Source organism: Streptoalloteichus hindustanus (assembly GCF_900129375.1).
GTDB lineage: Bacteria > Actinomycetota > Actinomycetes > Mycobacteriales > Pseudonocardiaceae > Streptoalloteichus > Streptoalloteichus hindustanus.
In genome coordinates this window covers 465,772-490,962 of record NZ_FQVN01000004.1, presented here as the reverse complement: position 1 = coordinate 490,962, position 25,191 = coordinate 465,772, and the positions used below count along the sequence as shown (strand labels likewise).

Here is a 25,191-nt window from a genome sequence, read left to right as displayed (position 1 = left end):
CAGGACCCCCAGGTCGGCACGCGACGATCCAGCGCATCAGTCGATCAGGGGCCGAACAGCGCCAACAACGACCAATGGGACGCACTTGTGGTTGAGCCGGGCAGCGGTGTCCTCCACCGTTGCCCGGCTCGCTCAGCGCGTGGTCCTCCCCTGTGCGGTCCCGGTTCTCTCAGCGGCCGGTGGGGTTTCCTGCCCAGACGGTGGGGGTTCGGGTCGACCATGGGCTTGCCTGTTCGAGTTGTCCGGCGAGGCGGAAGAGGCGGTCTTCGAGGCCGTAGCCGGCGGCGAAGTGCATGCCGATCGGGAGTCCGGTCTCGGGGTCGGCCGTCACGGGCACGGACATGGCGGGGGTGCCCGCCACGTTGAACACCGCGGTGAACGGCGAGTGGTCGAAGAGGCGGCGGAGCCAGCCCAGGCCGTCCAGCGTCTCCGCGCCCTCGGCGTGGGTGCCCAGGGGCACGGGAAGGTCCGGCACGGTCGGGGTGAGCAGCATGTCGTGCGCGTCGAAGTAGCGGGCCAGGCTGCGCGCGACCCGGTTCCGGATCGCGAGCGCGGTGACGAACTCGGCGCCGCTGACCCGCTGCCCGTAGTGGTAGCTGGCGAGGGTGGGCGGTTCGAGGGTGGAGGAGTCGACGGGCCGGCCGAGGGCGGCGGCCAGCTCGTCGACCGAGGCCGTGAGGTTGGCCGTCCACTGGCGGGCGTTGGCCAGGACGAACTCCTCCCAGTCGACGCCGAGGTCGACCTCGACCTCCGCCACCCGGTGGCCGAGGGATTCGAGCAGGCGCACGGTGCGGGAGAGGGCCTCGGCCACGGGTGGGGTGGGGCGGTGTCCGCCCCACGACTGGGCGAGGACACCGATCCGCAGCGAGCCCGGGTGGCGGGCGACTTCCTCCAGGTACGGGCGGGGCGGCTCCGGGGCGACGTAGGGGTCACCCGGTTCCGGGCCGCGGATCGCGTCGAGCAGTGCCGCGCTGTCGCGCACGGTGCGGCTGACGCTGCCGTGCACGGCCAGGCCGTTGAAGATCTCGTCGAAGTGGGGGCCCACGGAGACCCGGCCGCGGGTGGGTTTCAGACCAAAGAGGCCGTTGTAGGCGGCGGGGACGCGGATGGAGCCGGCGGCGTCGGTGGCGTGGGCGATCGGGACCACCCCGGCCGCGACGGCCGCGCCGGCGCCGCCACTGGATCCGCCCGCGCTCCGCTCCAGGTCCCACGGGTTGCGGGTGGCGCCGTACAGCACGGGTTCCGTCGTGTTGCTGTAGGCCATCTCCGGTGTCGTGGTGCGGCCGAAGGTCACGAGGCCGGCTCGGCGGAAGCGGCGCATCAGGGAGGAGTCGGCGCCGGCGACGTGGCCGGCCGCGAGCCGGCTGCCCAGCTCCATCCGCTTCCCCGCCATCGCGACCGCGATGTCCTTGATCAGGAACGGGACCCCGGCCAGCGGTGCGCTGCCCGGGGTGGGCTCGTCGTCGGCCGGCCACGTCTCGACGATGGCGTTGATCCGCGGGTTGACCGCCCGCGCCGCCTCGCGTGCGGCCGTCTCCAGTTCGGCGGGGGTCACCTCGCCGTGGGCCACCAGCTCCGCGAGTCCGACCGCGTCGAACCCCACGTACTCGCTCACTCTCACTGCCACTCCCGGAGGACGAAGCGATACCACCGAGTATCGGACGATACCGAGCGGTATCACATGGGACGGGCTGGTACCATAGCAGCGGGCAAGGGGCCCCACAACCGACCGGACGTCACGGAGCAGTCATGGCATCGACCGCCAGCAGGCCGAGCAGGGTGGCGACACTGCCGCCCCGTGAGCGCATCCTCGACGCGGCGGAGGAGCTCTTCCACCACGAGGGGATCCGGCGGGTCGGCCTCCAGGCGATCGCCGAGCGGGCCGGGACCACCAAGATGGCGATCTACCGGCACTTCGAGACCAAGGACGCGCTGGTGGCGGAGTGGCTGCGGATCGTCGCCGCCGACTACCAGGCGGCCTTCGACCGGGTCGAGGCCGAACACCCCGGCCGGCCCGCGGAGCAGATCCTGGGCCTGGCCCGCTTCATCGCCGAGGGCCTACCCAGGCTCTCGCACCGGGGCTGCCCGTTCATCAACTCCCTCGCCGAGCTGCCCGACCGGTCCCACCCCGCCCGCCAGGTGATCGAGCAGCACAAGGCCCGCCAGACCCGCCGGCTGGTCGGTATGTGCGCGCAGGCCGGGCTGCCCGACCCCGAGCAGGCCGCCGCCGAGATCACCTTCGCGCTCGAGGGCGCGCAGGTCAGCACGCAGAACGGAAGCATCGACCAGGTGGGAGATCGACTGATGAGGGTCGTCGAGGGAATCCTGGATCGGCACCGCTCCCCCTCCGGCGCGTCCCGGTCGACCACCGACTGACCCGTCGGGTTCAGTCCTCGGACGGCTCGTCGAGCTCGCCTGCGAGGGCCGAGGCGATGAGGGCGACAGCCCGGTCGTCGTCGTGGGCCAACCGCCGCAGGACGCCCCGTGCGAGGGGCGCCGGCATCTCGGCGAGGGCCTGGGTCAGGCGTATCCGCACCGCGGAGTCCGCGGTGTGCGCGGCGAGCTCGTCGACCAGCGCACTCATGATCCGGTCCGCGCACGCGGGGTCCAGCGCCAGTGTTCCCAGGACCTCGGCCGCCTCGACGTCGTTCGTGCCCTCGACCACCATGCCGACGAGGGCCGGCACGGCGGCGGTCGCGCCGCGCCGGCCCAGGGTCAGAGCGGCGTGCCCGCGCACCGTCGGGTCCGAGTCCCCGAGGGCGTCCGCGAGCACCGCGTTCGCCTCGTCGCCGGGCATCTCGGCGATCGCCAGGACGGCCCGCCGCCGGATGGCGGGGTCCGCCGAGTGCACGCCGGGCGCCACGCTCGCCACACCGTCGCCGCCCGCCCGCGCGAGGGCCCACCGCAGGGCGCCGGCGACGTGGGGATCGGACTCGGCGAGGACCGCCCTGGCCAGCACCTCGGTGGGGACCGGCGCGTCGTCGGCCGGGGCCAGGACGGCCTGCTGGCGGTGCGCGGCGCTGGGCGAGTTGAGCCCGTGCAGGAGTTCGACGATGCGCAGGACGTCCTGCCAGCCGGAGGGCGCCGAGGCGTCGACCGCGCGGAGCCGCTCCAGAAGCTCCCGCTCCCGCCTCAGCCGGTCCTCGGTCCGTCGGATGAGGTCGCCGACCAGGGCGGACGGCGCGAAGGCGGGGTCCGCCAGCGCGCGTCCGACCTGGCGCAGCGACAGGCCCAGGGACCGCAGGATCTCCACGTGGAAGATCCGGCGGATGTCCTCGGCGGAGTACTCGCGGTAGCCGCCCACGGTGCGGCCGGTCGGCCGCACCAGCCCGAGGGAGTCGTAGTGCCGGAGCATCCGGGTGCTCACCCCCGAGCGGCGCGCCACCTCGCCGATCAGCACGCTGTTCCCTCGACCCGCTCCGGGCCGAGCGCGACGATGCGCTTCGCCTCCTCGATGACCGAGTCGACGTTGGCCTCGGGGTTGCGGAGGAGCAGCTCCGTGGCGTGGGCGTGCGTGCGCACCGTCGGGTCGGCGTTGGCCATCGCCGTCCGCAGGGCCGGCTCGATCAGGTCGCCGAGCGCGACGAGCGCCCGGCTGAGGCTCAGTCGCACGTGCCGGTCGCCGCGACCGAGTTGCGCGGCCAGGTCCGCGGCCAGCCCCTTCTTCTCCCCGGCCGGCACGAGGATGACCGCGGCACGCCACGCGCTTCGCGCGACCTCGTCGTCGGCGTCGTGCAGCAACGACCGGGTGATCGCGGGCCACACACTTCCGTCGCCGATCTTGGACAGCGTGTGCAACGCCTGGCTTCGGGCCTGGGCGCGCTCGGAACCGAGCTCCGCGCGGAGCCGGGGCACCGTGATCTCCGCCGGCAGGCGGGTCAACGCCCAGGTGAGCATGTCGCGCACGAAGAAGTCCGGCTCGACCGCGCACCGCTCCACGAGCGCCTCAAGCAGGGCGGGGTCGGGGCTCGTGCCCGCCGCCAGGGCCGCCTGGAGCCGCGTCGACGAGTTGTCGGCGCCCAGCGCGTCGAGCAGGCGCGGGTTGGGGGAATCGCTCGGGGTCGAGTTGATGGGAACCACCTCCGGCACCCAGTGAAGACCTTGTCACAGTGTCAACGTCAAGCGGGTTAACGCGGGTTGACGCCGGGCGAGCGGAAGCTCGGCCCGGAACGCCCCGGTGGGACACGTCCCGTCCGTCCGGTTCTTCGGCGAGCACCGCAGGCCCCCTCCTGGCGGCCCGCCACGGGCCGAACACGCTGTGTTAGGCTGCGCCCCGACTTCTCACCGTTGGGCTTTCCGCCTCGCCAACCAGCTTCACCCGGGTCCCGATGACGTGGGGAAGGTGGAAGTCGCTCACCACATCCTGGAAAAGGGTGTTCTGTGGTGGTGGCGACGCGCGTCCAGCCCTCCGCTTCCTTCCGCGTTCCCGGGCACCTGCCGGGGGCCGTGTTCCGGCGTGAGCGCCGTTCTGGCGGCGACGGCCCGGTCGGTGTTGACCTGGTCGGTGCTGGCCTGGTCAAGGTCGCCTCCCCGCGGAACCGGTTTCCCTGGGAGGTCTCCGGAGTGCCGGAAGTCAACACCGCCGAGCGACCGGTCACGCGGCGTCCGTGGCTGGTCCTCGCGATCATGTGCATGGGTTTCTTCATGGCGTTGCTCGACGGGTCCGTCGTCAACGTCGCCATCCCGACGCTGATCCACAGCGTCCACGCCTCCTACGACCAGGTGCTGTGGATCGTCGACGGCTACCTGCTCGTCTTCTCGGTGCTGCTGGTCACCACCGGGCGGCTGGGGGACGTCTTCGGCCACCGCCGGCTCTACGTGGTCGGCGTCGGCGCCTTCACCGTCGCCTCGGCGCTGTGCGGGCTGGCCGACTCGCCGGGCCAGTTGCTGGTCGCCCGTCTGCTACAGGGGCTGGGCGGGGCGTTGCTGTTCCCGCAGGTCATCTCGACGATCCTGACGATCTTCCCGCCGCGGTTGCGCGGCCGCGCGTTCGGCCTGTTCGGCGCGATCGTCGGCTTCGCCCCGATCCTCGGCCCGGTCGTCGGCGGCGTCCTGCTCGCCCACCTCGGCTGGCGCTGGATCTTCTTCGTCAACGTCCCGGTCGGGATCGTCACCGTCGGGCTCGCGCTGGCCTTCGTGCCGCCCCTCCGCTCGGGCCGCGCCCACCGGCTCGACCTGGTCGGCGTCGCGCTGGCCACCGCCGGGTTGAGCGGCGTCGTGTTCGGACTGATCGAGGGCGAACGCTACGGCTGGGGCGCGATCGCCGGGCCGGTCAGCATCCCCTCGGTCATCGTGGCGGGCCTCGCGCTGCTGGTGGTGTTCGTCCTGTGGCAGCACCGGCAACGGGGCGAGCCCCTGATGCCGCTCTCCCTGTTCCGCGCCCGCGACTTCGCGGTCGGCAACTGGGTCGGGTTCGTCTTCCAGCTCGGCATGATCGGCATCATGTTCGTGCTGGTGCTGTACCTGCAGATGGCGCGCGGGTACTCGGCGCTGGAGACCGCCATGGTGGTGCTGCCCAACGCCGTGCTCACCGCGGTCGGCTCGGCCTACGCCGGGCGGCTGTCGGACAGGTTCGGCGGCAAGCGCGTCCTCATGGTCGGGCTGACGTTGCTGGCTGTCGGCCTGCTGGTGCTCGTGGCCACGACCGGCCCCACCAGCAGCGCGTGGAGCCTGCTGCCCGGCCTGACCGTCATCGGGATCGCCAGCGGCGCCACGTTCGCACCGCTGCAGCAGGCCACCATGGACGGTGTCGACCCACGACTGGCCGGGGCGGCCTCCGGCGTCTCCAGCACCGTTCGGCAGGTCGGCGGCGTCCTCGGCACCGCGGTGGTGGGCGCCCTGCTGTCGGCCCGCCTCTCCTCGGCCCTGCACAGCGAGGCGGAGAAACGCGCCGGGCAGCTACCGGAGAACCTGCGCGCGCAGTTCGTCGACAACAGCACCGCCGCCGCGCGGCACTACAGTCCGCCCACGCCGCCCGGTGACCTGAACCCCGCCACGACCAGCCTGTACGAACGCGTCGCCACCGACACGTTCGCCGCCGGCTTCGTCAACGCCATGCAGACCACCCTCGTGGCGTGCGCGGTGGTGCTGGTGGCCGCCGCCCTGTTCTGTCTCCTGTTCAGCCAGGGACAGCGGGCGAGGACCGCGCCGGTTCCGAAGGAACAAGCCGAAACGCGGGCCTGACGCGGAAAGGACGGTGGTCGCGGCCGGCCGGTCAGCCGGCCGCGACCACTCAGGTCGACGTGATGCGGCGGAGGTTGCGCCGGCCGAGCAGCGCGAGGGCCGGTTTGGCCAGGAGCCACTCCCCGGGGCGGTAGTCCCGCGCCCGGACGAGGCGGGCGGCGAGATCGGGGCGCTGTCGCCACAGGTAGGCGCGTGCCTTCTCGGCGTGCAGCGAATGCGAAACGATCTTGATGCGGTCCGCGTCCTCGATCAGCGGAATGACGTTCCTGATGTTCTCCCAGGTGGTGGTGCTCTCGGTTTCGACGCACAGCCGGCCGCGGTATCCGCGTCGCCGCCGCGCGTAGTCCGCCATCAGCTCGGCTTCCGGCCGCGCGCCGCCCACCGGTCCCCCGCTCAGGACGAGACGGGCCTGCGCGCCGTCGAGTGAGCGCAACCCGGCGCGGACGCGCCACCGGTTCACCGCGTTGATCCGGTTTCCCCGGTTGCGGTACCCGAGCACGACAACCACTTCGCTCGTCCCGTGCCCGCTCGCGGTGGTACCGAGTCGACGGCGGGAGGCGCGCCAGTGCTCCACTTCGCCCCACCCCAGTAACGCCAGAACCAGAGAGCCGGCGCTTGTCACGATCGTCCTCACGAGGAGCCACGCTAACGACCGTCCGGATCTCGAAGGTCAGCGCACTGTCCAAACCGGACAGTGCGGGTTCCGCGGCGGCGCTCCGCTGACGGACACGCGGTGTCGGGGATGCGGTGTCGGGGACGCGTTCGGCCCCTGCGGACAAGAGTGGGTGTGATGTCATCAACCAAGGGGTTGGCCGGCGCCGTCGCCGAGGTCGCCGACGGCAGGCCACCCGACGACGGGCGGCCACGGCTATCCGGGCGGGACCCGAAGGTCGTCTTCGCCGAGTTGTTCGACGCGCACGCCGGGGGACTGCGCGGGTACCTGGCAGGGCGGGTCGGGGAGCACCTGGCCGACGACCTGGTGTCGGAGACCTTCCTGATCGCCTTCCGCCGCCGCGACAGCTACGACCCGGAGCGGGAGCCGATCCGCGGGTGGCTGTACGGCATCGCCACCAACGTGCTGCGCAACCACCGGCGACAGGAGATCCGCGGGTTCCAGGCCACGGCGCGGGCCGCGACGCTCGGCCTGCCCGAGGAGCCGCACGAGACGCGGGTGGTGGCGCGGGTCGACGCCGAGCACCGGATGCGACAGCTGGCCGGCGCGGTGGCCGAGCTGACCGACGAGGAACGGGACGTGCTGTTCCTGACGTCGTGGGCCGGGTTGGAGCCGACAGAGGTGGCGGCGGCCCTGGATGTTCCGCCCAGCACGGTGCGCTCCCGGCTGCACCGGCTTCGCCGGAAGCTGCGTGCGGGCGGGCCCGCGGGGACGACAAGTGGAGGTGAGGGGCACGATGCGTGAGAACGACAACGACGCGGTGCGGCCGGCCGTGGACGGGGCCGAGGCCCGGACGTTGTGGAGCGAGGCGGAGCTGGACGAGGCGATCGGCCTGCTGCACGCCGAGGCGCGAGGTGCGGACCCGTCGGCGGATCTCCGTCGCCGGGTCCTCGCCGAGATCGGGCGTGCGGAGGCCGACCAGGCCGCGATCGCGGAGCCGGCGAGGCTCCCGCGTTCCGGCAAGCGGCGGTTTCGCCTGCCGTGGGTGTCGGTCGCGGCCGCGGCTGCGGCGGTGCTGACCATCGGGATCGCCGTCCTCCCGAACGACTCCTCGCCCGGTTCCGCGTCCCAGGCCGACTCGACGGCGGACGGGTCGGCGAAGCCGGGCGGGGTGGAGCTGGCGTCGGCCCAGCGGGCGCTGAGCTCGGCGGCGGACCTGCTGATCCGGACCGAGGACCAGCCGCTGCGCGCCGGCCAGTTCCGCTACATCAGCAAGCACGCGTGGTGGGCCTCCACCCACGGGCCCGGACAGGGCAAGGGGTACACCTACCTGCGGGAGCAGTTGATCGAGCGGTGGGCGCCGGCGGACTACCGCGACGAGTGGGTGGAGCGCCGCGCGCTCACGGGCCGCAAGAAGTGGGTCGGCGGCACCGAGCCGGAGTCGGTGATGGACCGGCCGGAGAGGGACGCCGACATCCAGAACGGCGAGCGCCGCGGTCGGTGCGCGGACTTCTTCCCCGAGGCCAAGCCCAAGAAGGTCTGCGGGAACCCGGACGATCCGGACTTCCCCGAGTACTACGCCAAACTGCCGCGGGACCCGGACCAGTTGCTGGCGTGGTGGCGGCAGCAGGCCGACGTGCGGGTCGACGTGAAGGGTGACTCCCCGCGCACGATCATGGGCCTGGCGCAGGAGGTGCTGGGCACCGGCCAGGCGCCGGCCGAGGTCCGCGCGGTGATCTACCGCGCGCTGGCCAAGCTCCCGGGCATCCAGATCACCGACCGGGCGGCGAACCTCGACGGCGTCGTCGGGGTCGCCATCGGTGTGGAGGACGGGAAGGGCCGTTACGAGTTGATCTTTGACCGGGAGACCGGGCAGTACATCGGCGACCGTGAGGTGGTGACCCGGCCCGACGAGCCGTGGGTCAAGCCCGGAACGGTCGTGGCCTACACCTCGCAGGAGATCAAGGTGGTTGACAGCCTCGGCGCGAAGTAGCGGCTGTCCGGGGAGGAGCGGCTCTCGGGGGGCCGCTCCTCCCCTCCTTGGCTGGTCCCGGCCCTTACCCGGCCGGTCCGGCCACTGGCCACCTGCCGCGATCACGGTCGTGATCAGTGGCCTTCCCCGGGAACTTCGAGTGATCTACGGCGACCCGACAGCCCGCCCGCCCTGGACCAGGTGAGCCGGTGACGGGTCGATCTCCCCGGCTTCGGTGGTCATCGCCACCGCTGCCGGCCAGGAGCAGCCGCCCACACCTCGGCAGAGGCAGAGCCGCTCGGCGCCCCGCCGAGAAGCCGCGCTCCTCATCGATTCGCCCGGTGTGGAGCGGAGCGTTCGCCCGGCGCGCCCACCAGCACCACTCCGCGGACCCGCCGCCCTGTCGGCAGTGCGACCTCGCGGTAGCCGAGGAAAGTGAAGTGCTCGTCGAACGGCCATCGCGGTCCCCTTCACCTCGGATCAGTCCGATCGGGCGGGGGCAGCGCGCCTCGGCGAGGCCGATTTCGAGGAGGATCGACGACTCCACGCGCGCCTCGTGCTCAACGCACCTCGCCTGGGGCACGCCGCGGCTGGCGCAGGCGAGGACAACGGCAGAGTTGGCCTGGAACGGCATGTCGTCGGTGACCACCTGGAGCACCGCGCCCGGTCCCCACTCGAAACCGGCGGCTTCAAACTCCAACTACACCCCCGATTGTGAAGAGCCTCCACAGCCCGTTCGTCCGCCTCGCTCAGACGGTCGATTCCGAGTCACCGGAGTGCAAGTCGGGGAGATTCCGCAGCGACCAGAAGGGCCCGGTCACCACGAAGGCGGCCGCGCACAGCTCGAAGAGGGCACCGATCCACAGCGTGGGAACGACACCGATCGAGGTGCCGAGCGTTCCGGCGACGAGCGCGGCGATCGGCATCACGCCCCACACCGCCCAGCGCACCGACGCGTTCATCCGGCCGAGCAGGCGCGCAGGTGTGATCCGCTGGCGAAACGTCACCTGCGTGATGTTGTAAAGAATCCCGGTGAACGCACCGACGAAGAACTGAGCCGCCAGCAGCGGGAACGCCATCCACGGCACGACTGCGGCGAACGGCATCAGCAGAGCGACGAAGCTGAAGCAGATCGCACTCACCGGGATCGTCCTCGCCTCGCCGATCCGGCTGACGATGTGTGGCGTCGCCACGGCACCGAGCAGTCCGCCGACCGCGCCCAGCGAGAGCACCAGCCCCATGGCCTGCGGTGTGAAGCCCAGTTCCCGAAGGAGGAACAGTGGCAGCAGCGTCATCGAGATCGTGCTCGCGAAGTTGGAGATGGCTGTAGTGCCGGCGATGCGGCGCAACAGCTTTTCGGTGAAGACGAACCGCAGCCCCTCCGCGATCTCGCGCAGGATCGGCCCGTGGTCCTCGTGCGGTCGCTTCTCTTCGTGATCGCGCGTGAAGATCAGAGCAACGGCTGACAGCAGATAGGTGCCGACAGTAGCGAGCACGGCGAGTGGCGCTGTGATCAAGCCGATGAGCCAGCCAGCGACCCCAGGACCCGCGATGTTCGCCACCTCGTAGGTCGACTGCAGCTTCCCGTTGGCCTGAGCGATCTGGCCGGGTCGTACGAGCGAGGGGACGATGCTCTGGTACGACACGTCGAAGCACACCGAAGCAATACCTATGACCGCGGCGACAACGATCAGGTGCCAGATCTGCAGGGCATCCAGCATCCAGAGGAGCGGGACGCACGCGAGCGCGGCGGCGCGCACGAGGTCGGCCGCGATCATCACGTGGCGTTTGCGCAGGCGATCGATCCATGCCCCGGCCGGCAACCCGATCAGCAGGAAGGCCGCCACGTTCGCCGCGTTCAGCACGCCCACCTCGAACTCACCGGCGCCGAGCAGGAGCACCGCGAGGACGGGAACCGCGAGTTCCGAGATCTGCACACCGAACTGCGCGAACGCCTGGCCGGTCCACATGGTGAGGAAGTTGCGGTCACGCCACAGCGACTCACTGGGTACCGCGGAGGGTTCGGCAGCGCCGGCCGGAGCGGACAAGTCGACCGCGGCCGTGCTGGCGCCCTGGTCGGGAGGACCGGGATCTGCTGATTGAGGCATGCCGACCATTGTGGGGCTTGGCGCGTGCATTTAAAGCCTAACGGCTACCAGGGCCGAGTGCGTCCGATACGCTGCCCGGTCCCGAACCACCAGTTTGCCGAGTGGGACTTTCGGTCAGGCGCCGAGACCAGGACCTCGTGCACGCGGTCGAGTTCGAGGCCGGTCAACTCCCCGAGGGGACTGGCGGCCGGCGCGCCGACCCAGCGGATCGGCGACGACGGCCACGGCGGGCCTGCCTCCGAGAACGTCTCCCCCGATCCGGCACCGGTGAAATCGCTGTTGCTCGTTGTCGGGTCCACGACGCGTACAGCCGGATCGTTCCGGTAGGGGTGTCGCTTCGGGGTCGGGCTCAGAAGATGACGCGGTCGGAGCTCGACAGCCGAGCCTCACGCGAGTTGCGGAGGTTGCGAGTGACGCAGATTCGCTTGAGCCAGCGGTCGTTGCCGTCGTAGCGGGCTGTGAACGGGTTGCGGCCGTGCACCGCCTTGTAGTTGTCCACGAAGCAGCAGTCACCCGGCTCGAGCACGACCGGCTCGAGCACCCGGTCGATGACGTCGATGAGGCCCCGAAGCGCTCCCCTGGCCGGCTCCTCGAGCTTGTCGACGTCCATGAAGTAGGGGTCGAGGCACATGTAGGGGGATCGGGCTGATCCCGAGAGGATCGGGCGCTTCTCGGCCTGGGTGTTCATCTCGATGATCCGGGCGTAGGCGGCGTCGAGGAGTTCCTGGGTCTCCGGAGGCACGTCGCGGACGGCCTGGTTCTTGGGCAGGTGGGACTCGTCAGGTCGGATGTGGAACAGCGGCTGGAAGAGGTGGTCGACGTCGACCTCGTTCCACGGGATCTTGTCCGCCATGGCGACCGTCGTCTCGACGCCATCGGGGTTGCGCAGACACAGAAGCCCGACGTAGTCGCCTCGGAACGGGTGGAAGGCGTCCTCGGTGTGCCACCAGAGCAGCTGTTTGCTGCCCGAGCCGAGCTGGTCGTCCTCATCGCCCTTGATCGGGAGCACGTCGTGCATGAGGTGGCCGTCCTGCTGCGTCGACCAGCCGAACACGTCCCCGAGGAGCGTGCCGCACAGGAAGAAGAAGACCTCCTCGAGCAGCGCGGATGAGACCGCTTCGCGGTCCCGCCAGTGGGCGGGCGTGCTGCCGATGCGCTCCTGGTCGATGGGGAGGCCGGAGATCACGGCGACGCCGCTCGGCTCGGTGAGGCGGAAGTCGTTGAGGAAGCTTCGAACGCGCCGGGGAAGCTCGTGCGCGAGGACGGGTGCATTGCGCAGAAACTCGGCGTTCTCGACGGTCGTGTACTTCTCGGTGATCTCACCGACCAGTCGATGGATGTCATCGATTTCCCGACCGTTCAACGTCATCCGGTACATACTTCTCCTCGCATTGGTTCCCGTGATGGTCTGCAGGCATTGAGACCCGGATGACTTAGGCCTCGGTGAGTTCGGCCCTAGGTGCAAAGCGGTTGGGTGATGCGTCAGACGTCGTCTGCGCACGGAGGCGGGTGACGATCAACATCGTCTTCCGGGCGTCGTCACCCGGCAACGATAAGCCGGGTCGAACAGACCTCGTGGCTGGCACTTGTCAGGGCGCAAGGGCCCGCTGGAAGACGCCGAGCCGGCACCGCCGACCCTTGCATCTGTCAGTGTTCGGCCACGTCGTGGCACACGATCCTGATGGTGAGAGAACTCGTCGGACCCTGAGAGCACCGACTCGATCCAGGGTATCCGGCTCCAGCGCGTGAAGGGGCCGGACGAGCACTAGACCAGGAGGCGCTGTGGCCCGGCAATTCGCATTTCTGTGCGACCGCACAGAAATGGACCGATGACAATGCTGGGTCAGGTTGCCGCGGCCGCGCTCGAGGACTGGTTCCGTGTGCGCTACTTCGACGCACACGTGGACATCAGCAGCAGCGGCGTCCACCCCTACACGCTGGGCGAAGTTCGTGACCTGACCGGGATGACCGCCGAGGAACTCGACGAGCTCACCTTCCGCGACTCCCCCTCGTCGGGACAGGACAGGCTGCGCGCGGCGCTGAGCGAGCGGTTCAAGCCCGGTCCGGGACACGAACCGCTGGTGTGCAACGGCTCCACGGAAGCCATCCTGCTCGCGGTGGCCGCCCTGGTCGGCGCCGGCGACGAGGTCGTGGTCACGACTGCGAGCTACCACGCGCTCACCGCCCTGGCCGCGTCAGCCGGCGCGACGCTGGTCAGGTGGCAGCTCGACCTGACGGGCGGCCGGCCTGACCTCGACGCGCTCCGCTCGCTGGTCGGTCCCCGCACCCGCGCGGTCATCGTCAACTTCCCGCACAACCCCACCGGGATCACCCTGACTCCCGCCGAGTACGACGAACTCCTCTCGATCGTCGACCGCAGCGACGCCTACCTGCTGTGGGACGCCGCCTTCGCCGAGCTGGTCCACGACGGCGAGCCCTTGCCGGATCCATCTCGCACCATCGAGCGGTGCGTCTCGTTCGGGACGTTCTCCAAGGCGTACGGCCTGCCCGGGCTGAGAGTGGGGTGGAGTTTCGCGCCGTCCGCGCTCGTCCCGGAGCTCATCCGGATGCGCGACTACGTCACCCTGAACACCTCACCCCTGCTGGAGGAGATCGCCGCCTGGGTGATCGAGAACGCGGATGCCGTGCTCGCGCCTCGGCTTGCGGAGGCCCGAGCGAACCGTGCCACCGTCGTGGACTGGTTGGAGACCAACCAAGACGTCGTGGCCGGCGTCGCCCCCGGCGGCGGTGTGACCGTCTTCCCGCAGATCCTCGGGGTCGAGGACACCAGGCCCTTGTGCGAGTTCCTCGCCGACGAGCACGGCATCCTCACCGTCCCCGGCGACTGCTTCGACCAACCGGAGCGCATCCGGCTGGGCTTCGGTGCCCCACCGCCCGACGTCACCACCGGGTTGGACGTACTTGCAAGCGTGGCAAAACAATGGAGACGGCGCTGATGCTGACGGACGACGGCCGCAAGGCCACACCCTCGCGGCCGGGCCCCTTCGCGCGGTCCGGAGACGCCGACGTCGACGAGGCCGTGCGCGCTGCGTGGCTCAAGTTCAACCAGGCCCCTGAGTCGTCCTGCGACCATCCACAGAGACTGCTGCAGTGGCTGGCGCAGACCGCCCAGGACCATCAAGACCGTCCCGCCGTGTCGGCCGATGGCCAGGTGCTCACCTAACGAAAAACGCCGCATCCGACACGCTCCTTCCGTGTCCTCCCCAGCGGGCCCTGTCCTGCTGAGGAGCTCCGTCAGCAGGGTCGGTTCCCCGGTGCGGCACGGCGTGTGCCCGAAACCCTGGCCCTGGCGCGAGCCCGCGCCGGGGGACAACGACGACGCCGTCGACGCGGACCCGAGCCCGCGTCGCCGGGCCGCTTCGGCATCGACCGGCGAACCGCCGGTCGCCGTCCGCAGAGCAGCGTCAGTGGCGGGCTGGGCCGCCGTGTCCGCGGACGGCGTGCTCGACGGCGTCGACGAAGGCCCGCGTGCGCGCGGTGGCGCCCGCGGTGCGCCACACCACCGCCACATCCGTGGGCGGAGCGTCGTCGAAGGGCACGAACACGACGTCGGGCCGCGGGTAGTAGCGGGTGACCGAGGCGGCCACCGGGGAGATCCCCTGCCCGGCGGCGACCAGCGCGAGCAGCTCCTGGAAGGTCGCCACGCCCTGTCCCCTGGGCACGGGTTTGCCGGAGGGGGTGGTCGGCGGCACGTGGAAGTCCCACCAGTAGTCGGGAGCCGGGCCGACGACCCCGAAGACGGTGTGGCGGGCCAGGTCCTCCAGCGAGACGCTCCGGCGGCGGGCGAGCGGGTGCCGGGCGGGCACGGCGAGCACGCGGGGCTCGGACAGCACCACCGGCCCCACCGTCAGGTCCGGCTCCTCGACCGGGAGCCGGGTGAGCAGGAGGTCGACCTCGCCCGCGCGCAGCGGTCCCAGCGGGTCGGCGAAGTGGGTCTCGCGCATCTGGATCTCGCAGCCGGGGTGCCGGGCGCGGAACGTCTCCAGGATCGTCGGGGTCAGCTCGCCCGCCCCGGCGCCCAGGAATCCCAGTCGCAGCACGCCGTCCACGCCGCGCGCGGCGGCCGTGGCCCGACCGATCGCCTCGCCCATCGCCCGGTGGAGCGGCGCGAGGTCCTCGCGCAGGCGCGCGCCGATCGGGGTGAGCGCCACGCGCCGGCTGGTGCGCTCGAACAGCGGCGCGCCGATGGCCCGCTCCAGCTTCCTGATCGTCTGGCTGACCCGGGCCTGGGACAGGCGCAGCCGCTCGGCGGTGCGCCCGAAGTGCAGTTCCTCGGCCAGCACGAGGAACGCCTCCAGTTCGTGCCGCTCCGGCAGCCGTGAATCCATAAGTTTGGATTATTGGTCCTTTGCCGCTTCGGCGTTGTTCCGGCCCCCGCGTTGATCGATCGTTTCTGCTGTTCCCCCCGCGATGACCTGGGAGTTGAGCAGCATGAGCGTGTCCGTCGAGACCCCGACCCGACGCCCGGCGCGGCCGGTGCCAGCGCCGCCGTCGGACTCCGCGCCGCCGGTCGGTGTGGAGCGGTTCTCCGGTCGGGGCCTGTGGACCCTCGTCGTGGTGCTGGCCGGCACGTTCATGGCGATCATGGACTCGTTCGTGGTGAACGTGGCGGTGCCCTCCATCCGCGAGGACCTGCGCGCGAGCTTCGCCCAGGTGGAGCTGTCGATCAGCGGTTACGTCCTGGTCTACGGGCTGCTGCTGGTGACCGGCGGCCGCCTCGGCGACCTGTTCGGCGCGCGCCGGCTGTTCCTGGCGGGCACCGCGGTCTTCACCCTCGCCTCGCTGGCCGCCGGTCTCGCCCCGGACCCCGTGTCGCTCGTGGTCTTCCGCGTGGCCCAGGCCGTGGGGGCCGCGTTGTTCTACCCGCAGGTGTTGGCCGTGTTGCAGACCGCGTTCACCGGGGCCGCCCGGGCCAGGGCGTACGCGGCGTTCGGCGCGACGATCGGGTTGGCGTCGGTCGCCGGGCAGGTGCTGGGCGGGCTGTTGATCCACCTCGACCTGTTCGGCCTGGGCTGGCGCACGGTGTTCCTGGTCAACGTTCCGGTCGGCCTGCTGACTTTGCTCGGCGCCCGCCGCACGCTGTCCCCGACCCGCGCCACCACGGCGGGGCGCGGCCTGGACGTGACCGGTGTCGGGCTGCTCAGCGGCGCGCTCCTGCTGCTGAGCGTGCCGCTGGTGGTCGGCCAGCAGGCCGGGTGGCCGACGTGGACGTGGATCTCGTTGGCCGCCTCGGTCCCGACCCTGGTCGCGTTCCTGGTCTGGGAGCGTCGACTGGCCGCGCGGGGCGGCAGCCCCCTGGTCGACCCGGCCCTGTTCCGGTCGCGGGTCTTCGCCGGGGGCAACGCGATCGCCCTGACCTTCTTCGCCGGCAACGCGGGGCTGTTCTTCGTCCTCACCCTCCAGCTGCAGAACGGCATGGGCTACTCGCCGCTGGCGGCCGGCCTCACCTTCGCCCCGCTCGCGGTGACCTTCTCGGTCGCCTCGCTGCTGGCGCCGCGGCTCCAGGCCCGCCTCGGCCGGCACACCCTCACCCTCGGCTACGCGGTCAACGCCCTGGGCACCCTCGCGCTGCTGGGCACCGCCTGGGCCGCCGGCGACGGCCTGACCGGCTGGCTGCTGATGCCCGCCCTGGCCGTCATCGGCCTCGGCGAGGGGCTCGGGGTGAGCCCGCTGATCAGCACCGCCCTGTCCGGGGTGCCGGCGCGCGTCGCCGGAGCGGCCGCCGGCGTGGTGGAGACGGCGGGTCAGGTGGGCATGTCGCTGGGCGTCACCGTCCTCGGGCTGGTCTTCTCCGCCGCCGTCGGCGGCGCCCAGCACACGGCGGAGCCGGCGGCGGTCAGCCAGGCCTTCACGATCACGCTGGTCGGCAACCTCGTGCTGGCACTGGCCGCCCTGGCGCTGCTCCCCCTGTTCCGCGCCGCGCCCACCGCGCCCACCGCGTCCACTGTGGACCGGAACTGAGCCACCCCCACGTCAACAGGTCGCGACCCCCTCCGAACGAGAGGGGGTCGCGACCACACGTCGTTCGAGGTCTGCGCGGGGGCCGCGGAGAGTGGCGAGGCCGGACTTGACCTTACCCTTAGGGGCAAGGTTTAGCGTTCTTCGAGGTGAGAGACATGCGGATCGGCGAGCTGGCCCGTCGGGCGGGCGTGACGACCAAAGCGGTGCGCTACTACGAGTCGCTGGGGTTGCTCACGCCCGAGCGGCTGGGCAACGGCTACCGGGACTACGACGAGCACGACGTGCGGCTGGCGCGGGAGATCCGGGCGCTCAACGCCCTCGGCATCCCCGTCGAGCGCACCAGGCCGTTCCTGGACTGCCTCGCGGCCGGTCATCGCCACGCCGACGACTGCCCGGCCTCGCTGGCCGGGTACCGGGACGCGATCGACGAGCTCACGCAGCGGATCGAGGGGCTCGCCGCCCGCCGGGCGGTGCTGCTCGCGCACCTGCGCGACGCCGCCCACCGCAACAGCGGTGTCTCACCCGCCGACGAGGAAGAGGACCTGATGACCGACTACACGACGCTGCCCGCCGACCTGCCCGTCCCCGAGGACGACGGCGAGGCCGCTCATCTGCCCGGCGCCACCCTGCCGCCGCTGGAACTCCACGACACCAGCGGCGCGCCGGTCCGCCTCGACGCGCTCGGCGCCGGCCGGACGGTGATCTACGTCTACCCGCTCACCGGCCGGCCGGGCACGGACCTGCCCGATGGCTGGGACGCGATCCCCGGGGCGCGCGGCTGCACCGCCCAGGCGTGCGGCTTCCGCGATCACCACCAGGAGCTGCTCGCGGCCGGCGCGGTCAGCGTGTTCGGCCTGTCCAGCCAGGACACCGACTACCAGCGCGAGGTCGTCGAGCGGCTCCACCTGCCGTTCCCGATGCTCTCCGACCCCGAGCGGAGCCTGGCCGGGGCGCTCGGCCTGCCCACGTTCGAGGCCGGCGGGCTGACGCTGTACAAGCGGCTGACCCTGATCGTCCGCGCCGGCGTGGTCGAGCACGTCTTCTACCCGATCTTCCCGCCGAACGAGCACGCCGAGCAGGTCCTCACCTGGCTCCGCGACAACCCGCTGTGAGGTCCTTGAGGTCCTGACCGGACTGTCGGGACCAGCGCGGGGTCTGCGCGAGGTCAGCGCGGAGGCGGCGTCCCGCTCGCGGCGTTCACTCCCAGGTCGCGGTCTCCGGATCGACGCCGTGGGCCCGCGCGTTCGCGAAGATCACGTCGCGCAGCCACCCGGTGAGCCCCGACTCAAGGCTGTCGTAGTACTGCGCGAAACCCGGATCCTCGACGAACATCCGCGCCATGCACGCGTGCATCGAGTGCGTGCAGTCGAAGTGCTGCGAGATCGAGGCGCGGTGCCGCTCGGCGAGCGCGTTCGCCTCGTCGGAGCCGGGCGCGACGCCGGCGCGCTTCGTGGCGGCCAGGGCGGCCTGCAACGCCTCCGCCTCCGCCGCGACCTCCTTCCAGTCCTCGGGCGTCCGGTCGGCGGCCCGCTCGGCGTACTGGGCCCACTGCGCGCTGTCGCCCCAGCGCTCCTCCGCCTCCCCGACCCAGGCGGGCTGCCAGTCGCTGCCGAAGATCTCGACCTGCTCCTCCGGGGTGAGCCGCATCCCGGTGCTCGACGCCTCCATCATGCGGTCGACCGCCTGGACCATCCCCTGGAGCCGGGTGATGCGGTCGACCAGGAGGGACCGCTGCCGGCGCAGGTGCTCCCGGGCGTTGACGTCCGGGTCGTCGAGCAGCCGGCCGATCCTGGCCAGCGGGAACCCCAGCTCCCGGTAGACGAGCACCCGGTGGACCCGGGCGATGTCCTGGGCCGAGTACACCCGGTACCCGGCCCAGGTGCGCCCGCTCGGGCGGACCAGGCCGATCTCGTCCCAGTGGTGCAGCGTCCGCACGCTGATCCCGACGAGCGCGGCCGCGCGGCCGACGGTGAGGCCGTCGGGTCCGACCGGTCCGACCGGATCGGCGGCCGTGCCGTCGACGACGCCGGCGGCACGGCCGTGCTCGTGGGAATCCGTGGTCATGGCCCCAGTCTCGCTCACCCCGGCCAGCCGCCCGCTGCCCGGGCGGGCGGGAACCCGCGGCCCGGGGGTCAGGTCAGGAGCCATCGCGCGGCCATGTCGTGGACCTCCGCGCGGGTCCGCGTCCCGTGGTCGGCGGCCAGGACGTGCTTGCCGACGGCGAGGGAGAAGGCGAGCATGCTGCGGATCTCCACCTCGTCCTCGTCGGCGCAGAAGGTGCGGAACAGCGAGCGCGCGTAGTCCATGCGGCGGTTGTCGACGCGGCGGAGGCGTTCGGCGACCGCCGCGTCGCGGCGGGCCCAGTCGCGGACGGCGAGGTCGACCGGCAGCAGCTCCGCGGAGAGGGTGAGCGCGCCCGCCCGGCGGACCTTGGTCCTGGCGTCCCCGCCCTCGGTCTCGACGCGCTCGATCACCTCGTCGGTGCTCGCGCGTTCCCAGGCGTCGAGCATCGCGTCGAGCAGGGCGCGTCGGTCCTGGAAGTGCCAGTAGAAACCGCCCCGGGTCACGCCGAGCGCCTTGGCCAGCGGCTCGACCCGGACGGCGTCGGGGCCGCCCGCGGCGAGGGCGCGCAACCCCTCCTCGATCCACTTCTCGCGCGGGGTGCGCGTCGGGGGCGCCATCGCGGTCTCCTCTCGTTTGGGTCCGGCTGCGTGGTTGACCCCATGATCGGCCACGGCTACCCTCACCATCCATACAGTCCTGTATGGATGGTGAGGGTCCGCCGACGAGACGCCCCGGGACCGCGCGCATCGCCCGTCCGGCGCGGCAGCTCACCGGCGACACCCGACACTCGTGAGGAGTGCTCATGGCTGATTCCGCCTCCCCCGCTCCGGCGTCGGACCGGGCGCGTGAGATCGCGGTGCCACCGGCGTTGCGGGAGCTCAGCCAGCTCCCGCGGATCGACTACGAGAACGCGGTCCTCGCCGACACCGACCTGGCGGGCGACCTGACCGCCGAGCAGTGGATGCGGGCCGTCCTGGACGACGCGCCCGCCGAGTACCGCGCCCTGCTCACCCGGGGCTGGACCAGCCTCGGCCTGCGGCTGGCCCCGGAGCCGTCCGACCAGGTCGTGCTCGGCTGGACCGTGCGCCACAGCACCCCGGACCACGTCGTGCTGGCCGTCCACTCCGACGACGGGCTGGCCGCCGAGCTGGTGATCGAACGCCGGCAGAACGCCGTGCTCTACGCCAGCTTCATCCACCACGGCAGCGACGAGGCGCGTGCGAGGTGGGCCGCCGTCGAGCACCAGCACACGCCCGCCATGTGCCAACTCCTCGACGAGGCCCTCGGCCGGGTGGCGAAGGCCTGAGAAGGGGGCTTCCGGCCTCGGGTGGAACCTGTGGTGGGGCTGCTGGCGGTGACGATCACCCGTGCAGCGGCACTCGGCGAGTTGGATGGCCGTTGCCGACCACGCCAGCGCTGGCCGCCACCGGAACAGCCGCACCCGCGACACGCCGCCGCCGTCGGTGACTTGTCAACGCGCGATGCGCGGCCGAGGCGGGGAGGTCCAGCGTCGAGCCCGAACGACGTGTGGTCGGGCAGGGCGACCGCCTGCCGGCCGCCGGGGACGACCGTGAACGGGGCGGGCGTGCCCCACGCCCGTCGCCAGGCCCCCTCCCAGATCCACAGCCGCTGCCCGACCCGGTCCGGGCGCACGTCCGGGTCGGCAGCGTCGACGACCTGGAAGACCGCGGGGCCACCAACCGGGGTCCGGACAGCGGCCTTCCTCTCCCACCGTTGCTCGGCTGGTCCATCGCCGCATCGCAGGCACGCACGGCCACTGTCTGGTGCATCAGTTCGATGCTCGACCAGCGCACGTCGACCGGACGCGCCGGTACCGCGCCCGCGTCGTGGACAGACGAGTTCCCCGTGGCCGCCGCCCTTCCGCACGTGCTGACCCCCGGCGGCGAGATCCACGAGTACCGGTGGCAGGAGAACGACGTGTCTGGCTGTCCGGGCGCCTCGGTCCGCCCGGACAGCCAGCCGCGTTCCCCTACCGGCTGGCGCTTCGCGCGAGTGCCGGCACCGCGACGCAGGTCAGCACCGCCAGTGCGGCCCCGGCGATCATCAGGGTGGACACCGCGAACGCGCCGGACAGCAACGTGACGGCGTACGGGGCGAACATGCCCAGGTAGGCGGCGGTCCAGAACAGGGACGTGACACGGGCCAGGTGGTGCGGCGGGGCGACCGCCGCGACCTCGGTCAGGCAGAACGCCAGGAGCAGGCCGTACCCGGCGCCGAACACCGCGGCCGCGACGAGCGAGAGCACCGGTCCGCCGTCCGCTGCGGCGGGGGCGGCCAGCAGGAACCCCAGTGCCACCACCGCGGGTCCGCTGGCCGCGGCGGTCAGCCGGTACCGGGTGGCCAGGTGGCGGGCCAGCGGCTGGATGAGTAGACCGGCGGCGGGCACGACGGCGGTGGCCACCCCCGCGTAGACGGTCCGCAGGTCACCGATCCCCCGCACCAGGCCCGGCAGCGTGACGAAACCGATGCTGGGCGCGGCGAAGACCCACGGCGCCAGCGGCAGCACCGCGCGGCGGAAGCGACGCCAGTCGGTGACGTGGGCCGGCCGCGCCGGGCCGGTGGGCCGGGCGGAGCGGGTCTCGGGCGCGGGGCGGGCCAGCACCAACGCCGCCCCCGCCAGCAGCAGGTGCGGCAGGTAGCCCGTCACCAGCGGGGACGGGGTCCACTGGGCGATCAGGGAGGCCACCAGACCGCCGGAGGCGAAGCCCGCCGAGACGAACAGCCCGGCCCGGCGCGCCGCGGTGCCCGGCCTGGCCTCCTCGGCGAACGGCGGCGCGGACAGCTCCTTGACCCAGGCGCTGCCGGCGGCCAGCAACGCGCCCGCGCCGATCCCGGTGAGCAGCCGCCCCGGCAGCAGCAACCAGGCCGCCGAGGACCCGAGCATCAGCACCGCGGTCGAGGCCAGGTTGATCGCCAGGGCGGCCAGCGCGACGGGGCGTCGACCGACGCGGTCCGCCAGCGGGCCACCGGCCAGCAGCCCCGGAACCAGCCCGAGGACGTACACCGCCACCAGGCCGGTGACCGTGGACTCGGTCAGGCCCAGCCCGGAGCGGTAGGTGTCGAGCAGGGCGGAGAACTGGTTCGCGCTCCACCCCGAGGCGGTCATCATCCAGGCCGCGCGCAGTCCGTGGCGGGCCGCTGGCGGTGCGACGGGAGGCGGGGCGTGGTGGACGGGTGTGCTCACGGCGGCCAGTTGTACGAGCCGGCAGGGCGTCGCCGCCTCCCCCGTTCACGAATCGTGAACGGGCCGCCGGCTCGCCCGCGCCGCGCCCGTAGGGTCGGCGGCATGGACCTCCGTCTGCTGTCCTCCTTCCTGGCCGTGGCCGAGGAGGGGCACTTCGGGCGGGCCGCCGCACGGCTCTTCCTCTCCCCGCCCGCCGTCACCCAGCACGTCCGCCGGCTGGAGACCGACCTCGGGACGCCGTTGTTCCACCGCAACCCCGTCTCCCTCACCCCGGCCGGGGAACGACTGGCCGTGCACGCGCGGATGTTGCTCGCCGCGGCCAACGCCGCGCTGGAGGACGTGACCCAGGCGGCCGAGGCGGCACGGGCGGTCACGCGGCCGTTGCGGGTGGGCATCATGGGGCACGGCTCGGCGGAGCTGACCCCGGCCGCGATCAACGCCTACCGGCGGGCCCGCCCCGAGGTGCCCGTGGAGATCCGGCAACTGGACTACACCGAGCACGTCAGCGCGCTGGTCGGCGACCGGGTCGACGTGGCGTTCGTCCGCCCGGCCCCGGACGACGAGCGGATCGTCAGCGACGTCCTGACCACCGAGCAGCGCATCGTCGTCGTCCCGGCCCGCTCCCCGCTGGCCGACGCGCGCCACACCGGCGCCTCGCTGAGCGACGTCGCCGACCTGCCGTTCTTCCAGCTCCCCGAGCACACGCCCCGCGTCTTCACCGAGTACCTGTACTTCGGCGGGCCGCCGCGGCGCGGAACGCCCACGGCGCTGACCCCGCAGGAGGTGCTCACCGGGGTCGTCACCGGTGGCGCGGCGGGCAGCGGGATCAAGTCCTTCGCCCGCTACTACGGCTGGCCCGGCGCGGTGTTCGTCCCGGTGCTGGACGCGCCGTGGGAGAGCACGCACCTCGCCGTCCGCGCCGACGACGCCAACCCCGAGATCCGCATCTTCCGCGCCCTCACCCAGGCCCTGGCCCGCAATCCCGTTTCCCGACCGGCCAACTGAGTGCGGAAAACGAAGTTCGGCAACGGCACGGGTCGTGGCGAGAATGGCCGGCATGACGACCAGAAAGGGCCATGCCGCGTAGGCGACCGACAGAATTCGGGGTCTGGTTCATATCCGGCCGGAAATTCCCGCTGAGCAGTGAGGCGCCGGTCAGCGGGGCTCGCCCCTGCGTGGTAGGTGGTGTGCCACCCCTCGGCGGCGGCCGAGCCGGTTGGGCTGCTGTCCCGACCTTGCGGAATGGTGTGGTCCGGGTGGACGCTCAGTCGTCTTTCTGCTGGTCATCCACCCGGTCCCGGGGTTTCAGCAACAACCCCTAACATGACTGCCCATGGCAAATCCGGACCTTCTCGCCGCCACCCGCGCGGCGTACGACGCCGTCGCCCCTCGCTATGCCGAGAAAATCCCCGAGCGCTACCACGCCAACCCGTTCAACCACGCGATGGTCCCCGTTTTCGCCGAACTGATCCAAGCCCACGGCGGCGGCTTGGTGTTGGACGTGGGATGCGGCCCCGGCCACGTCACCGCTCATCTGCACGCCCTCGGCGTGACCGCCTTCGGTGTGGACCTGTCGCCGGAGATGATCGGGCTCGCTCGGAGCCTGCATCCAGAACTGCGCTTCGAGGTCGGGGTGATGGATGCTCTCAAGGTCGAGGACGCCGCTCTGGCCGGTGTCCTCGCCAACCACTCCATCATCCACACCCCGCCCGAACGGCTCTCCGAAACGTTCGCCGAGTTCCACCGCGTGCTCGCGCCCGGGGGTTGTCTGCTGCTCGGCTTCCCGGCCTACGACGACGCCTCCAGGCTGGCCGAGCCATTCGACCACGTTGTGTCACTCGCTTACCGGTATTCGCCTGACCGCGTTGCCGAGCTGCTCCTGGGCACCGGGTTCACCGAGGTGGCAAGGCTCGTCATCTCCCCGAACGAGGATCCCAAGCGGGGCTTCCCGCAGGCACACCTTCTGGTCCGCCGGGCGATCGCGGCACACGGGGAATGACCAACATCCTGATCAACATCGTGTCGCGCGGCAGGAGCCGCCGACCAGCAGGCCGGTCCAGGACTGGCGTCACCCCCAAGCCGTGGCCCCTCTCCGGCAGCAGCCCCATGGGGGGTCTTGGCGGTGATGGTGGTCAGCGCGGCGGTGCACAGCATCGCCCTGCCGGCCGCCGCTCTGCTCGTTCCTCGCTCCAGACGCGGTCCAGGAAACCGGCGAGGAGCGGGGCGATTTCCGACAGGTGGGTTTCGAGGGCGAAGTGGCCGGTGTCGAACAGGTGCAGCTCGGCCTCGGGCAGGTCGCGCAGATAAGCGCGGGCGCCCGGCTCGGGGAAGAACGGGTCGTGCCTGCCCCAGGTGATGAGCGTGGGCGGGGTGTGCTCTCTCAGCCAGGACTGCCAGAGCGTGTAGCGCGCCACGTTGCTGTGGTAGTCGAAGGCCAGCGCGAGCTGGGCCCGGTCGCGGCCGGGCAGGTCGAGGAAGTGCTGGTCGAGCGTCCAGCCGTCCGGTGCGATCAGCGAGGTGTCGGCGACGCCGGTCTCGTACTGGCTCCGCGTGCCCTCCGGGGTGAGCAGTTCGCGGATCGTCTCCTCGGCGCCGGGGGTGTCCGGGCGTAGCGCGATGAAGTCGCGTGCGCCGTCCGAGAGTCCCTCGGCGTAGGCGTTGCCGTTCTGCACGACCAGGCCGGCGATCCGCTCGGGGTGCCGTCGCGCGAGGCGGAAGCCCACCGGGGCGCCGAAGTCGAAGACGTACAGGACGAAACGGGTCAGACCGAGCCCCCGCACGAAGCCCTCGATGACGTCGGCGAGAGCGTCGAAGGAGTAGGTGAAGCCGTCCGGCGCGTGGGTGTGGCCGAAGCCCGGGTAGTCGGGCGCGATGAGCCGGTACTGCCCGCCGAGCACGTCGATGAGACGGCGGAACTGGTGGGAAGCCGACGGAAAGCCGTGCAGCAGCAGCAGGACGGGCGCGTCCCGCCGCTCCGGGAGGGACTCGCGGTAGAAGACGCGGACCCCCTCGACGTCGACGTGCCGGTGAGCGGTGCGGGCGATCGGGAGGATGGTCATCACTG

22 protein-coding genes are annotated in these 25,191 nt (G+C 71.9%); 11 read left to right on the top strand and 11 right to left on the bottom strand.

The window, feature by feature from the left end; genetic code table 11:
* Positions 1–169: 169 nt before the first annotated feature.
* A complete protein-coding gene (locus BUE43_RS15105; protein WP_200797520.1) occupies positions 170–1,615 on the bottom strand; it encodes an amidase in 1,446 nt (481 codons plus the stop codon).
* A gap of 134 nt (positions 1,616–1,749) precedes the next feature.
* On the opposite strand from BUE43_RS15105, the gene BUE43_RS15100 reads away from it, so the two are divergent.
* Positions 1,750–2,376: a TetR/AcrR family transcriptional regulator gene (locus BUE43_RS15100; protein ID WP_073483502.1), complete on the top strand. Its 627-nt coding sequence runs from the start codon at positions 1,750–1,752 to the stop codon at positions 2,374–2,376.
* Positions 2,377–2,386: 10 nt separating this feature from the next.
* On the opposite strand, the gene BUE43_RS15095 is transcribed toward BUE43_RS15100, so the two are convergent.
* Complete coding sequence (locus BUE43_RS15095) at positions 2,387–3,400, bottom strand: HEAT repeat domain-containing protein (RefSeq protein ID WP_073483500.1); 1,014 nt, start codon at positions 3,398–3,400, stop codon at positions 2,387–2,389.
* A complete protein-coding gene (locus BUE43_RS15090) occupies positions 3,394–4,080 on the bottom strand; it encodes a HEAT repeat domain-containing protein (protein ID WP_407697124.1) in 687 nt (228 codons plus the stop codon). The genes BUE43_RS15095 and BUE43_RS15090 overlap by 7 nt, the downstream gene beginning before the upstream one ends.
* Positions 4,081–4,383: 303 nt before the next feature.
* Between BUE43_RS15090 and BUE43_RS15085 the strand changes: the two genes are divergently transcribed.
* A complete protein-coding gene (locus BUE43_RS15085) occupies positions 4,384–6,183 on the top strand; it encodes a DHA2 family efflux MFS transporter permease subunit (protein ID WP_143174173.1) in 1,800 nt (599 codons plus the stop codon).
* A gap of 49 nt (positions 6,184–6,232) precedes the next feature.
* Here the strand turns inward: BUE43_RS15085 and BUE43_RS15080 are convergent, their stop codons facing one another.
* Positions 6,233–6,691 carry a YdcF family protein gene (locus BUE43_RS15080; protein WP_234995731.1) on the bottom strand — a complete coding sequence of 153 codons (459 nt, stop codon included), beginning with the start codon at positions 6,689–6,691 and terminating at the stop codon, positions 6,233–6,235.
* A 282-nt stretch (positions 6,692–6,973) separates the two neighbouring features.
* Between BUE43_RS15080 and BUE43_RS15075 the strand changes: the two genes are divergently transcribed.
* Both BUE43_RS15075 and BUE43_RS15070 read left to right on the top strand, forming a co-directional pair.
* Positions 6,974–7,600 (top strand): RNA polymerase sigma factor, encoded by a 627-nt coding sequence (locus tag BUE43_RS15075; protein ID WP_073483892.1) that lies wholly within the window; start codon positions 6,974–6,976, stop codon positions 7,598–7,600.
* Positions 7,593–8,789, top strand: a complete 1,197-nt coding sequence (locus tag BUE43_RS15070) for a CU044_5270 family protein (protein WP_143174172.1) — start codon at positions 7,593–7,595, stop codon at positions 8,787–8,789. Before BUE43_RS15075 ends, BUE43_RS15070 begins: the two co-directional genes overlap by 8 nt.
* A gap of 728 nt (positions 8,790–9,517) precedes the next feature.
* Here BUE43_RS15070 and BUE43_RS15065 read toward each other — a convergent pair.
* The gene (locus tag BUE43_RS15065; protein WP_200797519.1) at positions 9,518–10,876 is read right to left on the bottom strand and encodes an MFS transporter; all 1,359 of its coding nucleotides are present in this window, start codon (positions 10,874–10,876) and stop codon (positions 9,518–9,520) included.
* A gap of 349 nt (positions 10,877–11,225) precedes the next feature.
* Entirely contained in the window at positions 11,226–12,245 is a 1,020-nt protein-coding gene (gene gntD / locus BUE43_RS15060) for a guanitoxin biosynthesis L-enduracididine beta-hydroxylase GntD (protein ID WP_200797518.1), read from the bottom strand.
* 460 nt (positions 12,246–12,705) lie between these two features.
* Here gntD and vioD point away from each other — a divergent pair, with 460 nt between their 5' ends.
* Positions 12,706–13,833: a capreomycidine synthase gene (gene vioD / locus BUE43_RS15055; protein ID WP_083959701.1), complete on the top strand. Its 1,128-nt coding sequence runs from the start codon at positions 12,706–12,708 to the stop codon at positions 13,831–13,833.
* Positions 13,833–14,060 carry a hypothetical protein gene (locus BUE43_RS15050; protein ID WP_143174171.1) on the top strand — a complete coding sequence of 76 codons (228 nt, stop codon included), beginning with the start codon at positions 13,833–13,835 and terminating at the stop codon, positions 14,058–14,060. The genes vioD and BUE43_RS15050 overlap by 1 nt, the downstream gene beginning before the upstream one ends.
* Positions 14,061–14,301: 241 nt before the next feature.
* Here BUE43_RS15050 and BUE43_RS15045 read toward each other — a convergent pair whose 3' ends face one another.
* A complete protein-coding gene (locus BUE43_RS15045) occupies positions 14,302–15,225 on the bottom strand; it encodes a LysR family transcriptional regulator (RefSeq protein ID WP_200797517.1) in 924 nt (307 codons plus the stop codon).
* A gap of 103 nt (positions 15,226–15,328) precedes the next feature.
* On the opposite strand from BUE43_RS15045, the gene BUE43_RS15040 reads away from it, so the two are divergent.
* Together BUE43_RS15040 and BUE43_RS15035 are read left to right on the top strand one after the other, a co-directional pair.
* Complete coding sequence (locus BUE43_RS15040) at positions 15,329–16,858, top strand: MFS transporter (protein WP_083959700.1); 1,530 nt, start codon at positions 15,329–15,331, stop codon at positions 16,856–16,858.
* A gap of 155 nt (positions 16,859–17,013) precedes the next feature.
* Positions 17,014–17,970, top strand: a complete 957-nt coding sequence (locus BUE43_RS15035; protein WP_073483483.1) for a redoxin family protein — start codon at positions 17,014–17,016, stop codon at positions 17,968–17,970.
* 85 nt (positions 17,971–18,055) lie between these two features.
* Here the strand turns inward: BUE43_RS15035 and BUE43_RS15030 are convergent, their stop codons facing one another.
* Positions 18,056–18,922, bottom strand: coding sequence for a MerR family transcriptional regulator (locus tag BUE43_RS15030; protein WP_073483480.1), 867 nt, complete (start codon positions 18,920–18,922; stop codon positions 18,056–18,058).
* Positions 18,923–18,990: 68 nt separating this feature from the next.
* Positions 18,991–19,539 carry a TetR/AcrR family transcriptional regulator gene (locus tag BUE43_RS15025; RefSeq protein ID WP_073483478.1) on the bottom strand — a complete coding sequence of 183 codons (549 nt, stop codon included), beginning with the start codon at positions 19,537–19,539 and terminating at the stop codon, positions 18,991–18,993.
* Between the two features lie 185 nt (positions 19,540–19,724).
* Between BUE43_RS15025 and BUE43_RS15020 the strand changes: the two genes are divergently transcribed.
* A complete protein-coding gene (locus tag BUE43_RS15020) occupies positions 19,725–20,228 on the top strand; it encodes a hypothetical protein (protein ID WP_073483476.1) in 504 nt (167 codons plus the stop codon).
* Between the two features lie 684 nt (positions 20,229–20,912).
* Here BUE43_RS15020 and BUE43_RS15015 read toward each other — a convergent pair.
* On the bottom strand, positions 20,913–22,127 hold the full coding sequence (locus BUE43_RS15015; RefSeq protein WP_200797516.1) for an MFS transporter: 1,215 nt from the start codon (positions 22,125–22,127) through the stop codon (positions 20,913–20,915).
* Positions 22,128–22,229: 102 nt separating this feature from the next.
* Between BUE43_RS15015 and BUE43_RS15010 the strand changes: the two genes are divergently transcribed.
* Both BUE43_RS15010 and BUE43_RS15005 read left to right on the top strand, forming a co-directional pair.
* On the top strand, positions 22,230–23,132 hold the full coding sequence (locus tag BUE43_RS15010; RefSeq protein WP_073483472.1) for a LysR family transcriptional regulator: 903 nt from the start codon (positions 22,230–22,232) through the stop codon (positions 23,130–23,132).
* A 328-nt stretch (positions 23,133–23,460) separates the two neighbouring features.
* Positions 23,461–24,126, top strand: a complete 666-nt coding sequence (locus tag BUE43_RS15005) for a class I SAM-dependent DNA methyltransferase (protein ID WP_073483470.1) — start codon at positions 23,461–23,463, stop codon at positions 24,124–24,126.
* A 133-nt stretch (positions 24,127–24,259) separates the two neighbouring features.
* Here the strand turns inward: BUE43_RS15005 and BUE43_RS15000 are convergent, their stop codons facing one another.
* Positions 24,260–25,186, bottom strand: coding sequence for an alpha/beta fold hydrolase (locus BUE43_RS15000; protein WP_073483468.1), 927 nt, complete (start codon positions 25,184–25,186; stop codon positions 24,260–24,262).
* Between the last annotated feature and the right edge of the window lie 5 nt (positions 25,187–25,191).